Source organism: Bartonella sp. MR100HLJHH, assembly GCF_042194215.1.
Lineage (GTDB): Bacteria > Pseudomonadota > Alphaproteobacteria > Rhizobiales > Rhizobiaceae > Bartonella > Bartonella grahamii.
The window spans coordinates 214,467-228,036 of record NZ_JBHIMR010000002.1; the positions used below are offsets into that span (position 1 = coordinate 214,467).

13 protein-coding genes and 1 other RNA gene are annotated in these 13,570 nt (G+C 39.5%); 5 read left to right on the forward strand and 9 right to left on the reverse strand.

Translation table 11 applies throughout. The annotated features are described in order from the left end of the window. Positions 1-94 precede the first annotated feature (94 nt). The 5 genes from ACFIJ7_RS02245 to ykgO form a co-directional block, all read right to left on the reverse strand. A complete protein-coding gene (locus ACFIJ7_RS02245; RefSeq protein ID WP_375644521.1) occupies positions 95-916 on the reverse strand; it encodes a TIGR00282 family metallophosphoesterase in 822 nt (273 codons plus the stop codon). An 18-nt stretch (positions 917-934) separates the two neighbouring features. Further along, positions 935-1,540, reverse strand: a complete 606-nt coding sequence (locus ACFIJ7_RS02250; protein WP_375644540.1) for a 5-formyltetrahydrofolate cyclo-ligase — start codon at positions 1,538-1,540, stop codon at positions 935-937. A 332-nt stretch (positions 1,541-1,872) separates the two neighbouring features. Continuing rightward, a non-coding RNA gene (ssrS, locus tag ACFIJ7_RS02255) (6S RNA) lies at positions 1,873-2,033 on the reverse strand. An 802-nt stretch (positions 2,034-2,835) separates the two neighbouring features. Beyond that, the gene (locus ACFIJ7_RS02260; protein ID WP_375635618.1) at positions 2,836-3,621 is read right to left on the reverse strand and encodes a tetratricopeptide repeat protein; all 786 of its coding nucleotides are present in this window, start codon (positions 3,619-3,621) and stop codon (positions 2,836-2,838) included. Between the two features lie 140 nt (positions 3,622-3,761). Further along, positions 3,762-3,887 carry a type B 50S ribosomal protein L36 gene (ykgO, locus tag ACFIJ7_RS02265; RefSeq protein WP_013545486.1) on the reverse strand — a complete coding sequence of 42 codons (126 nt, stop codon included), beginning with the start codon at positions 3,885-3,887 and terminating at the stop codon, positions 3,762-3,764. A gap of 2,621 nt (positions 3,888-6,508) precedes the next feature. Between ykgO and ACFIJ7_RS02270 the strand changes: the two genes are divergently transcribed. After that, on the forward strand, positions 6,509-6,649 hold the full coding sequence (locus ACFIJ7_RS02270) for a hypothetical protein (RefSeq protein ID WP_375644522.1): 141 nt from the start codon (positions 6,509-6,511) through the stop codon (positions 6,647-6,649). A gap of 252 nt (positions 6,650-6,901) precedes the next feature. Here the strand turns inward: ACFIJ7_RS02270 and ACFIJ7_RS02275 are convergent, their stop codons facing one another. Beyond that, on the reverse strand, positions 6,902-8,143 hold the full coding sequence (locus tag ACFIJ7_RS02275) for a 5-(carboxyamino)imidazole ribonucleotide synthase (protein ID WP_375644523.1): 1,242 nt from the start codon (positions 8,141-8,143) through the stop codon (positions 6,902-6,904). Position 8,144: 1 nt separating this feature from the next. After that, the gene (gene purE / locus ACFIJ7_RS02280; RefSeq protein WP_015856858.1) at positions 8,145-8,642 is read right to left on the reverse strand and encodes a 5-(carboxyamino)imidazole ribonucleotide mutase; all 498 of its coding nucleotides are present in this window, start codon (positions 8,640-8,642) and stop codon (positions 8,145-8,147) included. An 811-nt stretch (positions 8,643-9,453) separates the two neighbouring features. Between purE and ACFIJ7_RS02285 the strand changes: the two genes are divergently transcribed. The 3 genes from ACFIJ7_RS02285 (at position 9,454) to ACFIJ7_RS02295 (ending at position 11,152) form a co-directional block, all read left to right on the forward strand. After that, positions 9,454-9,606 carry a DUF5993 family protein gene (locus ACFIJ7_RS02285; protein WP_015856857.1) on the forward strand — a complete coding sequence of 51 codons (153 nt, stop codon included), beginning with the start codon at positions 9,454-9,456 and terminating at the stop codon, positions 9,604-9,606. A gap of 10 nt (positions 9,607-9,616) precedes the next feature. Beyond that, positions 9,617-10,198, forward strand: a complete 582-nt coding sequence (locus tag ACFIJ7_RS02290) for a disulfide bond formation protein B (protein ID WP_375635621.1) — start codon at positions 9,617-9,619, stop codon at positions 10,196-10,198. Between the two features lie 699 nt (positions 10,199-10,897). Further along, a complete protein-coding gene (locus ACFIJ7_RS02295) occupies positions 10,898-11,152 on the forward strand; it encodes a hypothetical protein (RefSeq protein WP_375644524.1) in 255 nt (84 codons plus the stop codon). An 804-nt stretch (positions 11,153-11,956) separates the two neighbouring features. Here ACFIJ7_RS02295 and ACFIJ7_RS02300 read toward each other — a convergent pair. Both ACFIJ7_RS02300 and ACFIJ7_RS02305 read right to left on the reverse strand, forming a co-directional pair. After that, on the reverse strand, positions 11,957-12,322 hold the full coding sequence (locus ACFIJ7_RS02300; protein WP_375635623.1) for a helix-turn-helix domain-containing protein: 366 nt from the start codon (positions 12,320-12,322) through the stop codon (positions 11,957-11,959). Positions 12,323-12,787: 465 nt separating this feature from the next. Further along, entirely contained in the window at positions 12,788-13,153 is a 366-nt protein-coding gene (locus ACFIJ7_RS02305; protein WP_375635624.1) for a helix-turn-helix domain-containing protein, read from the reverse strand. 155 nt (positions 13,154-13,308) lie between these two features. On the opposite strand from ACFIJ7_RS02305, the gene ACFIJ7_RS02310 reads away from it, so the two are divergent. Next, a complete protein-coding gene (locus ACFIJ7_RS02310) occupies positions 13,309-13,446 on the forward strand; it encodes a hypothetical protein (RefSeq protein ID WP_375635625.1) in 138 nt (45 codons plus the stop codon). Positions 13,447-13,570: the final 124 nt, after the last annotated feature.

Sequence of the window (13,570 nt, forward strand, 5' to 3'; positions counted from 1 at the left end):
TTGCCAAATAGAGTTCTCAAAAGGAAACAGTGGAGAGCGATCACCAAAGGGCGCACAGTGGAGAGTAATCATCAAAGGGGCGGCTTAAAAGAAGCTACCAAAAATCTGGAACTTCAGGCTTTAAATGAGGACCAATCCGTACCGCCGAGACCTTTTCTGCTAAACCTGTGCGATCTGAAATCTCAACCGCTAAACCACAAAGGGTGGCGGGACCACACGCCGGTTCAAAACGATCTTGCTTCGTCTTATAAAGAAAACGGTGTAAGGGTTCTTCTTTATCCATTCCAAGAGATGAATTATAATCTCCACACATGCCTGCATCTGTTAAATAGGCGCTCCCACCTTCTAAGATCTGCGCGTCAGCCGTGGGAATATGCGTATGTGTGCCAACGATAACACTCACACGACCATCAAGAAAATGGCCAAAACATTGTTTCTCGCTTGTCGTTTCTGCGTGAAAGTCAAAAATAACCGTATCGGCTTGCTCCATCAATGAACAGGCAAGCAGAATATTTTCCGCTGTTTCAAATGGATCTTCTACTTTGCACGGCATAAAAACGCTGCCCAACAGATTGGCGACAAGAACACGGGCTCCATTTTTTGCCGTAAAAATACCAACACCTCTTCCGGGAGTTTCTTTCGAAAAATTGGCAGGGCGTAAAAAACGATCGCTCTCATGGGCATACTGCAATGCTTCTTTGTGAGAAAAAGCATGATTGCCCGTGGTGACAACATCAACACCGGCTATCAAAAGATCTTGATACGTTTCTTGTGTGAGACCAAAACCACCAGAGGCATTTTCACCATTTACCACAACAAAATCAAGCTGCCACTTCTTAATCAGTTGAGGAAGGTGTTCAAAAACAGCTTTACAGCCTGTGTTACCAACAATGTCACCTAAAAATAAAAAACGCATAGGCACTTTAATCACATTTTAACATTTTAAGAAACCTTTTTCTGTAAAAATTCCCTGTACCTGTAGATCATGTTCTGCTGCGGGAATAGAGGAAACCTCCTGACATGAAAATCCTATGCCCCATAATGTCATTTGATGCCCTTGTTTTTCAAGAGCTTCAACCGCACGGTCATAATATCCTCCTCCATAGCCAAGACGGTGACATTGACGATCAAACGCAGAAAGTGGAACAATAATATTATTGGGGACAACAACACCATTGTCGGCACTGGGACCAAAGGTGCCAAAGCGCATGGGCTCTAAAATCGTGCTGGGCGAAAATGCACGGAAAACCATGGTGGTGGGATCAAGTACTGCTGGTAAGGCTAAACGTCCGCCGCGTAATGCTACAGCATCCAGTAAAGGACGCGGGTCAATTTCCGATTTAATGGGCCAATAGCCTGCCAAAATGAGGCGTGAAAAATCTGTCCCCTTTTTTTCAAGGTATTCAATAAAGTGGCAACAAGCACGCTGCGAAAAGAGTGTGCGCTCTTCTATTAAAAGAGCATCACGACGCGATAAACCGCTTTTGCGCTGCTGTGTACGAAGGGATGAAGCAGATTCACAGAGGGGATTTTGTGTCATTGTCTCGCCAGTTGTTTTATAAGATGCTGGTATTTTATCTATTGTTGGCGTTTTGTAAATCTCTGTTAAGATAAGAGCTGTGCTCATGAAAAAAAGCATGAAAAAAGTGTGTGCTCTTTAGGGGGTATCTTGGTGCGACAAGCCGCTTTTGCGCTGCTGTGTACGAAGGGATGAAGCAGATTCACAGAGGGATTATTTTTGTTAAGTGCTGTCTGTTTCATAAAATAAAGCCCCTCGTAATTTTTATTTTTTGAAAAGAGAGTATCGTCATTAGTCTTATGTAAAAGGTCGCTCTCAATTTTTATCTGGAAAAATTTTATTGATGTAAAAAAGGGTGATCCACAACAGCCGATGGAAAAAGCTGATCCCGGGAACCTATACAAATAGGTGGGCGCCATATGAAAAAGCCCACGGGCTTGATCAGGGACAGCTCCCTTGGAGATCATTAAGGTCTCAGGAATACGTTATTTCCTGTCGAGAAGCGCAGAACACCCTCCTTAATATAAAACAATTTCAGAGTTTCTGCTAGAGATAAAATAACCGCAATCTCTTATTTTTCATAAAGTTTTTTCAAGATGGTTTTACAATCTTGCTGGTGGCTGCTGGAAATGGCTGTATGATATATAGAACGCTTTATTCAAAGTAAAAAAAGCAAAAAATATGAGTGGGGGTGAGTGATTGAGTGACGCAGAACGGTTTATTGGCAATCGCTTGATTTTTATGTTTCGCGGGAATGCTTGGAGGAGCTTTGAAGGGGAAAAGTTTCTTATTCAAGGATGTTTGTTTAACTGACATTGCGTCTTTGAAGTTTTTTCCTTGTAGGGAATATTTCAGTGCTGTTTTATCAACTTTGAGGGGTGGAGGAGAGCCGATACGGTATGTGCTCCGCTATGGTTGAAGCTCATAAAAATAAAAAAAGACGATGACAGTTTATCAAAGGTGCTTAGCGATGTTTTAAGCTTTTTTCAAAAAATATTTTTTGAGGATCGTATTTACAAATTTTTTATCCATGATGGAGGGATGTAAAAAAAAGAGGTGGTGTGAAGAAGACTCAGGTGTGAAGCGTTTGCTTGCTATGAGAAGAAATTCTGTAGAGGGTATATTGGAAGTGTTTGGAAGCTGCCTTCAATACAAAACAGGTCAAAATTCAAAAAAGACATTGTCAATTGCGTGGTGGGGGGTGATGGCGTGGTTATAAGCAGGGGGCTTTTAGTTTATTGAGTGGAATGTGAAGCCGGCTTGCGTTTTATCTAAGTTTGAAAGGATGTCGTAAAGCGTCTCGTTCTTGAATGGTTTCAAAGAGCTTGTGGTGTTTGTTCGTCTAACAGAGCTTGCACGCGCTTTTGAATCCTGCGCATTTGTGGGTAATACTCTAATGCTGCTTCATAAGCTTTAAGAGCAAGTTTTGGACGCTCTGTTGCCTCCATGGTAACGCCAAGTTCAAAAAAAGCTATATAGTTGCGCGGCTCAAGTTCAAGAGCATGGTTGAGATCAAGCATGGCAAGCTTGAAGTCGTTTAGTTGAATGTGAATCCAAGCACGTCTTACCCAAGCTTCAGCGTAAGTAGGTAAAAGTGCAAGAGCATTATCAATATAATCAAGCGCAAGTCCATAATCGTCGCTACTGATCGCATTTTCAGCCCATGACATTAAAAGATCAATTGTATCGCTCCCCGATTGCGACCATAAAAGTTGAAGTTGTTGACTGATCTTTTTCGCTTGAGAAACATCAGCACAATATTTCAATTCTTTCAGTAAACGTAAAATTTCGGCTTCTTTGCGTTGCTTAACTCTGTCAACATGGGAAAGCTGCTCTTTGTCAAAATCTTCAAGAGTAATCGCAGACAAATCAGAATCAGAGGGCATTGAGGAAGGGGCAGGAGAATTGGGAATAAGATCATCTAACGGTAAAAGCGATTGTGGAGAAGGACGATCTTCAGGAAGCGAAGGAGGATTTTGCCCATAGCTAGAGGGAACAAAACAAAAAATGCCAACAAAAAAAAGAAAAAAAATGTGCTGGAAGATACAGAAAAAACGCAGCTGAAAAAATCGAAAAGCTTTTAGAAAAATAGAAGAATCCATAAAAACAAGCCCCCAAAAGATAAATCACCAAATATTATCAAACAATGGACTCGTAACCAACGGACTTATAACCAAAAAAACCTTAAGAAAAATTTTTAAGCCTACAAAAAGTAGGCATAAAAACATTAACCCTAAAAGAATTAGCCCTGACGCGCTCTAAAACGTGGGTTCGTTTTATTAAGAATATAAATACGACCTTTACGACGCACCAAACGATTGTTACGGTGGCGCTCCTTTAGTGCTTTAAGCGAATTTTTAATTTTCATCATATTCACCGTTAAACAGTTTACGTAACACAATACTATAATACAACATTAAAACACGAAAATACAATATTACAACCCCAATACACTGCTCACACTATGAACATTGCATTGCGATATCGTACTTGCATCATAACATCACACGACACACTTTTTCACTGTGATCACAAAAAGAGAAGCACACTCTTAAGGTACGCATTAACCACTTCATTAGCACAACGAATAAGTGAAAATTGCAAAAAAAGTAAGAAAGATTTAACAAGAAGTCTTATTCTTGTCAAGGGTGTATTATACATTTCCTATGGTGGGTTAATGGTTGCCTTGAAGGTAAAAATATTCTCGCAAAAAAGAAGAATAAAAAGTGGAAACAAGTAAAAGCTTCTCATTTGTGAGAAGAGAAACCTGTTTTTCCGTAAAATATCATCGTTTAGGCGGTGTAGAAGGCTTATGTAAAATTTATACCATGATGTGTTTTTTGTTAGTGTGTGAGGATATTCTTAAAGTTTGCTCTTAAAACCTAGAAAATAAATTGCATGATGAAGACAAAAGGGATGAATTGATAAGGATCAATTTCTACTGTTCATAGTAGACATAGCAAACTTAAGAGTCTCGCATAGTGTTATGGTTTTCTCATTACAAATCTATGTATCTTTAACCATAGCATTTGCTGCCTGCATATCACAAGCGGGATTGGTGTATGGGTAAAAACACTTGAAGAGTAAGGAATAAAACGGTCTTTTATAAATGCTTTCAAGTGCAAGAGAGTGCTGCAACATTGGGGACTGGCAAAACGGTGTGATGAGGCTGGCGTTTACGCTTCATAAGCTTGAAGAAGGGGTGGTGCACTATAAATGTTTAAGCTATTATCGAGAGCTTTTATACTCTATGATGAGGGGCTGTTGTGAAGTGGTGGCAATGTGCATTGGCCAAGTGTTTCTTTAAAATAAGTGTTTCTCTAAAATAAGTGCGTAAATTGGTAATACAAGTGTCTTCTGTTTGAGGCTTTTTATTTTACGTGAGGGCTGAGAGGATGTTTGGGAATGGATAAGCTTAGTGCTGTAATCACGTCCTGTAATTATATCTTTGACGTGGAGATCAGGAACGGAGTGGCGCGCTTGGAACTTCTAATGGGGGATTAAATTTGTGCTATTAGAGTGAAAGATTCTGCATAAATTTCTCTTTGAAGTCAATAGCTTATGATTTTTTGCAACCCAATTATTTCTACGTGTATTTCTACGTGGGGTGGATTGCTGGATATTGTCAAGCGGATGGGGAATTCAAACCATCCGGTGAGAGAGCCAGTATACTGAGAATACACTTTGGCTCTTGAATGTGGATGGTTTGAATTCCTTTTAATATCCATGCTGTAGAAAAATTTGACCTTCCCAAGGGTGGTCTATGATGATGTTTATTGAAAGAGTGAAAGGTTCACATTGTCTGGCGATAAACGTAATAAAAGCATGTCATAATACCAATTTATATACATGTTGCAAATGCCAAAGAGAGCTGACACAATGATCATTGGTATCCCGATCGATAGGGGCAGTGACTCTCTTCCTCCCATAAGGCATGCTATACAAAGAATTCCTGTCATTAATAAAAAGCCTATTGCGAAGACTTTCGTTACGAGAACAATGGGTTTACGAAAGATTAAAAGAAAGAGGAATAGCATGTGTCTGAATGGACCCCCTCTCCGTTTTTTTTGGGAGGAACAGGCTGTGCCTCATTTAAAGTTGCTTCATTATTTTTAGAAATGTTGCTTCATTATTTTTAGAAATGAAGTATTTTTTCGCTAAATGAGCGTTTTAAAGGCAATGATAGTATTAAAAAGTATAATTTAGCTTTACTAGGATAATAAAATAAACATTTATACTTAGTCAATTAAGGGTGCTGTTAGGTGCTCTTGAAAGAAGCTTGGAGCGCGAAAAAAATTGAAACTTCGTGAAGTGTGCGGGTCTGATGGTCTTGATGAATGTCATTGTTGAGCAGGATAGAGAGTTACAGAGAGTCTTTTGTGGGTGAGAGTATGCGTAAACAAAGTACGCTTACGATAAGGGAGTTCATAAAGAACTGTGCGGGATGCAATAAAGATATGCCATAAAACCCATGAGCATTATACGGTGGTGATGCGCCTTATAATTTATTGTCTTAACAAGCTTAAAGAAAAGGTGGGAAAATCGATGCGCTGAAAAGAGGGGGAGCGTGAGAGAAGAAAAATTGATTTGTAAAGAAGAAATTTAAGCCGTTGGGGGACGTTGAGGAGACTTTTTCGAGAAAGATGTTGAGCGGATGAACAAAAGAAGAAGGTCCTCTATCCGTTAAGGAAAAAAGAGAGAGAGGAAAGTTGCTATGCTGGAGGGGCTATCTTCTGATCAATATTGGGCTGCGTTTGCGAGAGTTGTTTGGGTAGAGTAATACGTTTTACCTCTCAGCGATTTTATGAGAAAACAAAACTCATGCTTTTGTGAAAATGCTTTTGTGCAAAAATAAACATAAGAAGAGAGGCTAGAGGCAATAAAAGCGCATCGTGGATTGGTATCTATGGGCGCAATCGATCAGTCTCTTTCCTAAAGATTGGGATTAAAAGGAAAATGAAGGGGCTGCCTCTATCATGGGGAATAATGATGCCTAGAGGTAACATGTTGGATGAGGCGGTGATGTTGGATGAGGGGATGATGTTTTTGAGAAAAAAAGGGGGACAGAGTTTTGGGTGGGAAAGAAGGGTTGAAAGGGGTTGGGGAGCGTTTGTTGAGCCGCATGGATAGTCAATCGGTGTGGAGTGAAGATTTGTTTTTGAGGGGGGATGAGATGTGAAACGGTTTGTGGGCGAGAAGAGGTGATGTTTTTAAAAGAGCAGGGCTTGTAGGAGGGTGTGAAGGGGGGAGAAGCCCCCATATGTCAGGGGAAAGTTAAAAGGTCAGGGGTGTGCGCGATTTGAGCCGCTGGATATCGGTGTGAGGGGAGAGGGTGCTTTTTCTGTCTTCACTTGGGTGAAAAAGCGTTTTTATATGTGAGCGTTAAGATTTGCTCGCTGGTCCCATTAATTGGATGACATGCCCCATTTTGCGGTAGGGTTGAACAGTGCTTTTGCCATATAAATGGATTGAGGTGCGCTCTTGCGTGAGAAAATATTTTAACGTGCTTAAATTGTTCCCAAGAAGATTTGTCATTTGGCAATCGCTATGACGGTATGTGCTGCCTAAGGGAAGACCGCAAATAGCACGGATATGCTGTTCAAATTGTGAAGTTATGCATGCTTTTTGTGTCCAATGACCAGAATTATGGACACGCGGCGCGAGTTCATTCACTAAAAGATGACCATCCGTTAAGACAAAAAGTTCAATACAAAGAACACCAACATAATCGAGGGCATCCATTACTGTTAGGCTGATTTCTTGGGCTGCTTTTTGCACGTCAAGTGGAATATGGGATGGAACAAAGGATTTATGAAGAATTCCGTTTTTATGTTGGTTTTCAGGGCAATCATAAAAAATATGTTCCCCTTGTTTTGTGCGAGCCGAGAGAACTGAAATTTCTGATAAAAAAGGAACTATTTCTTCCAAAATACAAGGCTGCTCCTGAAAAGTCCTTAAGGCTTCGTCAAGGGTTTGTTCATTGGGGCGGTCAAGTTTGATCTGGTTTTTCCCATCATAACCAAAACGACGCGTCTTTAAAAGACCACGTTCGCCTAAGGCATCGAGAGCGGAAAGAAGAGAAGAAGAATTGTCAACAGCATACCATGAGGCGGTTCCAATCCCTTGATCACGTAAAAATTGCTTCTCAAAAAGTCGATCTTGCGTGATCTCTAATGCTTTGGAAGAAGGATAAACAGGCTTACTCTTCTCTACATATTGAACCGTTTGAAGCGAAAGATTTTCAAATTCATAGCTGACAACATCACACTGAGAAATAAAATGATCTAAAGCTGATGTATCGTCATAGGAGGCAACAATATGGCTGTTTGCTGTTTGAGCGGCTGGGCAATCGGCCTCAGGGCAAAAAATAACTGTTCGAAATCCTAATTCTGCGGCCGCTATGGCGAGCATCCGTGCTAATTGTCCGCCCCCGATTAAACCAATGACGCTGCCTGGAGGTAATATGTTAGGTGAGGGGGCGTTGGACGAGAGGGGCGTGTTGGATGAGAGGGTGGTGTTGGATGAGAGGGGCGTGTTGGATGAGAGGGGCGTGTTGGATGAGGGGGTGGTGTTGGATGAGGGGGTGGTGTTGGATGAGAGGGTGGTGTTGGAAAACGGTGCCATTTTAAACCTCCGTTACAGGCGTTTTGGCGACATTGGCTGTTTGTTGTTGACGCCAATCTTGTAATCGCTGGGCGAGATCATGATCATAAATGGCCATAACGGCTGCGGCTAAAAGTGCTGCATTAATTGCACCTGCTTTGCCAATTGCTAATGTGCCAACGGGTATCCCTGCTGGCATTTGCACAATTGAAAGCAAAGAATCTTGACCAGAAAGAGAATGAGAATGCACTGGAACGCCAAAAACAGGAAGAGGCGTAAGGGCTGCTAGCATACCAGGAAGATGCGCTGCACCCCCTGCACCGGCAATTAAAACTTTAAACCCTGCGTCTTTTGCTTCTTTTGCAAATTGATAAAGGCGTTCAGGAGTTCGGTGTGCTGAGACAATATGCGAACTATGAGAAATACCAAGATTCGTCAAAATATCTGCACTATGGCACATCGTTTGCCAATCCGATTGGCTCCCCATTAAAATCGCGACATCACATGATTTTTTCATCATTCACCATCCTTTTCAAAGGTTCAATGCGATTCTTTATCATTATTTTTTTAAAAGTTTTATATTCTCTTTGCAAAGCCAATTGATGACAGAGAAACAGTTATTTTTCAAATAAGATGGAAAGCTAAAAATTTAAAGGGGGATCTCGAGAGTTGAAAAATTAAAGTATTGAAGGTTATGAAGCACTTCTTTTGAGGGGGAGGGATGAATTTTGAGGGGGGTGTTAAGGGGTGGTGTGGGACCTATGAGGCTGTTGAGCTGCGGGATTGTCGTTTATTTAAGGTAAGAGGAAAAAATACATCGGGGGAAAGCCATTGATTGTAAGTTTTAAAAAATGTCTCATTTTTATTTGCTAAAATAAACATGGTCACCATATATTATAAAATCTGCTGCAATTTGAAAAATTGCTTATGAGAAAAAGAGATTTTTATGGCGAAAATGCGTTGCAAAGTGAGGATATTCTTTTGAGAAAAAAGAGATGTCGCTCTCTTAATTTCAAAGGCTATTTATTTTGCTGTTCAAGTGATTCTATTAATTGAGTGGGGGAATATGCTCTTTGTAATCGTTGATATATTTTTAATAATAGCTGATATAAAGGGAAGCGAATAATCAACGCTTTTGTGCTTTTGTTAAGATGTGTTTCTTAGCGATTATATGGTTCTGCGTTTTTTCACTTAAATATAATGACAAGATAAAGTGAATGACGAATTGTGAATAATAAATCCATGGTCTCTTTTTTGCCCAATTTTGTAATAATGGTGAACGCTGAAATAAATTAAAAGTTAAACACCGGATGTAAAGGAGATTTAAAGCTATGTTTTTTCCATTTTTAATCGCTTTAGGTACTGCAATAACGACTATGTATGGCAAAAAAAATATAAGTTATGCTTTGTGGGCAATTTTATTCGTTGTCATTCTTCTCACTTTCAATCATCACGCAACTTCTACTTTAAATTTATCTTTTTGAGAGAATAGCCATGGAACAAGTTGAACAAAAAAACCCTCATTTCGTCATCTTTATGAATACGCTAGGACTCATTGGGTTATCTATTGTCTTGGTGGTGGCTTTTTATTATCAATTGGTAAAGTTTGAGTTACCTTGTCCCCTTTGTTTGCTACAGCGCGTTGGATTGATGCTGGCAGGTTGTGGGTTCTTGCTCAATATTCACCATAAGGTGAAAAATACTCATTATGGTATGGTTATTCTCGGTTGTATGGTAACGAGTGCCGTTGCAGCACGGCAAGTATTTTTGCATATAACACCTGATGATTTGGGATATGGTTCAACGTTCTTTGGATTGCATTTTTATACTTGGGCTTTCATTATTTCTGTCCTTTGTATCTTTGCTGTCTCATTTGTCATGATTTTAGGTGAATTGGCACATAAGTTCAAAGAATTTTCTCCTTTTCCATTTTTGAGTAAAACGGCAAGTTTTTTATTTGTGTTTTTGATTGCGGCAAATTTGATTTCTACCATACTGGAATGTGGTGGTGGACAATGTGCTGATGATCCTGTAAGGTATGAATTGTTATCAAATTGGTTCCCTTCACAGTCTTGAATTTTTAATAATCCCTCATCGTGATTTTATTGTTAAAGAGGCGGAAATGTTAAAAAAATCCGCTTCTTTTTTATTGATTGGGAAGACATTTTAGCAAGATTATTCGATAATCTGATCTTTTATGCCAACACTGGCTTTTATGAGCGCTTGCGATTGATGTTTTTTAAGCGAAGACTTGCTCTGTGAACCTTTTATACTGTCTTTTGAGGGAGATAAAAGGATTGGTTGCAGGTGTTTTTAGAACAATCCCAGATTGTTGAGCTGCGTGGGTTAAAAAGCTTCGTTTTTTAAAGGTGCATTAACGATAAAAAATTTTTATTCTTGATTTTTCTTAACATTGCGTTAAATAAGTTATTGTATTCATTTTGATGCTTCTGAAGTATCTTTGCTGCTTTTAGAGGGATTAATTTAAAATTTTGAAAATTATCTGAATAATTTTCTGCAGAGGTTTGTTTATTAGAGGCAAACCTTTTTTTTTTATCTAATTTTTAGATCTTTTCTTTTCAGTGTGAAGCCTTTTTTAGAAAAAATAAAGCGTCTGGATGACTCTCTTTTTTATTAAGATGTTGATTTATAATGATAAATTATCATTTCCAACGTGAAGCACAACGCTGAAAAATAATAAGATTTTCTCATCACCCGTTCTCTCATATTGAATCAATTAAAATTACTTGCTTGCACATCATGAGCGGGTGGGCCATGTGGGTCAAAACTGTACAAGAAAGGCATGCCTTTAATGAATTGGCTCTTGAACTGAAGGCTGTCCGCAACATTGGGAGCTGGCAGAGTTTTTGTGATGCTGCCAGTGTGTTCCTCCATAAGCGTAAAGATAGGGGGGCTGAATGGATTTTATACATTTCATGGGGGGGGGATTTTGCCATTCCTATCATGGATAGCGTTGGCGAAATGGGTGTGATGAGCGTTGAGAGATCTGTCTTTAAAACAAGCGTGTGAATATGCAACGCAAGTATATTGTGTTTTGTGCGTTTTGTCTTACGAAAAAATACTGTGACTTATAAGGATAAGTTATCGTTGCGGATGTTGAATGAGAAAAACGAAAAGGTTCTCTCATTTCAAATTTTCTTATAGTCAATCAATTAAATGTACTCTCGTACGTTACAAGAAAGCACTGGATGTAAATAAAAAATCTTTTAAAAGTCGTAAAATGCTTCCTATAAATCCTTTTGATAGCTAGAAGTTGTCGAAAAAATTTATGCTGGTCAATGCAAATAATAGGGCGGTTTATATCTATGATTTAAGTGAAAATAGAGGGATTTAAATGAAAAGGGAGGCGAGATTTTAATGACAGTTGGTGAAAACGTTATTGTGTAATGCATTTTTTACAGATTTTCTGCTTTCTGTAATGACGTAAAAGCGTAAAAACGGAAATGTGCAAAAAAGTAAGCTGCGATTTTATGTGTGGTGTGTGATTTTATCATGGCATGGAATGTGAAGAGAAGATTGGGGTTTGGGGATGAAGAGTCTGTGAAGGGAGGGGAAGTTTGGATGAAGAGGCGGGTGCGTTGATGAGAGAGAAGAAGAGGGTGTGGGAGAATAGAGGGGGAAAGTTGCTTTTTGAAGAGGGAGTGAACGGGTGCTTTCAGTGATCTTGCTTTAGGGTGGTGAAGGGGCAAGAATATTTTAGAATAGGACGTATCTGTCGCGTTTGATGAAACATCATCTTTTGAGGGGTGGGTGATCTGAAGTTTATAGGGGGAGTTGGATATTGGCAAATAATGTCAATTGTTACTCTTTTGCTTAATCAGAAATCAGCCATAAGATTGCTTTTTGTTTTTTCGCTTTGAGTTCTCTAAAGTTTTTCAAAAGGGTGTGTTCTTTTTCGCTGTATGTTTCTTGATCATAGTGTGCGGCATGTGTTGAAAGATTTTCTTTTGTGGCAATATCTGCATAAAAAAAGCTTATGGGAACATCCAGTTTTTGGGCGATTTCGAGTAAACACCCTGCGCTTACACGATTTAAGCCTTTTTCATATTTTTGGATTTGTTGGAAACTGACGCCTAAATAGCTTCCTAATTCTTTTTGGGAAAGTCCCATTGAAATGCGTCTATGGCGGATTCTTTTGCCTATCAAAATGTCGATAAAATTTGGATTTTTAGTTGGCACTTAAAGCCCCCTCCGGTTGCGAGCGCCCTCGCATTGGTATTCCGGGAGTCTAAAAGTACTGAATCCGAGTCAGTTTTTTTGCTTTTAGTGCTTAAAGCACCTGGACATAGCAAAAACTCCCGGAATTCCGGGAAACCCACAAAAGTGGGCTCAATTGTACGCTCGGATTTAGGGCTTTTAGTTCCCTATTGGTCGTTGCGTATACGACCAAAATTACAGTATTCATTTATAAGGCAATTTCAGAAGATTGGCAAGAGAAATCAATATGTCATAAAACGGCGTTATTTGGAGGGGCGGTGATATCAGGCATATCAATTTATCAAGGTGTTTTTTAGAGTGTGATGAATATTTAGGCTGGATTTCTTTGCCTGGCCTGATGAAACAGTCTCGTTTGAGGGGTGGGTGATCTGAAGTTTATAGGGGGAGTTGGATATTGGCAAATAATGTCAATTGTTACTCTTTTGCTTAATCAGAAATCAGCCATAAGATTGCTTTTTGTTTTTTCGCTTTGAGTTCTCTAAAGTTTTTCAAAAGGGTGTGTTCTTTTTCGCTGTATGTTTCTTGATCATAGTGTGCGGCATGTGTTGAAAGATTTTCTTTTGTGGCAATATCTGCATAAAAAAAGCTTATGGGAACATCCAGTTTTTGGGTGATTTCGAGTAAACACCCTGCGCTTACACGATTTAAGCCTTTTTCGTATTTTTGGATTTGTTGGAAACTGACGCCTAAATAGCTTCCTAATTCTTTTTGGGAAAGTCCCATGGCAATTCTTCTTTGACGAATTCTTTTGCCTATAGAAATATCAATAAAATTTGGATTTTTAGTTGGCACTTCAAGTCCCCTCCGGTTGCGAGCGCCCTCGCATTGGTATTCCGGGAGTCAAAAATACTGAACCTAAATCAGCTTTTTGCTTTTAGTACTCATCGCACCTGGACATAGCAAAAACTCCCGGAAACCCGGGAAACCCACAAAAGTGGGATAAATTTATGTTTAGGTTTCGGGTTTTTGATCCCCTATTGATCGTTGCGTATACGACCAAAGTTACAGTATTCATTCATAAGGCAATTTCAGGAGATTGGCAAGAGAAATCAATATGTCATAAAACGGCGTTATTGGGGGGGTGATATCAGGCATATCAATTTATCAAGGTGTTTTTTAGAGTGTGATGAATATTTTAGGCTGGATTTCTTTGTCTGGTCTGATGAAACAGTCTCGTTTGAGGGGGGGGTGATTTGAAGTGCGTGGGGG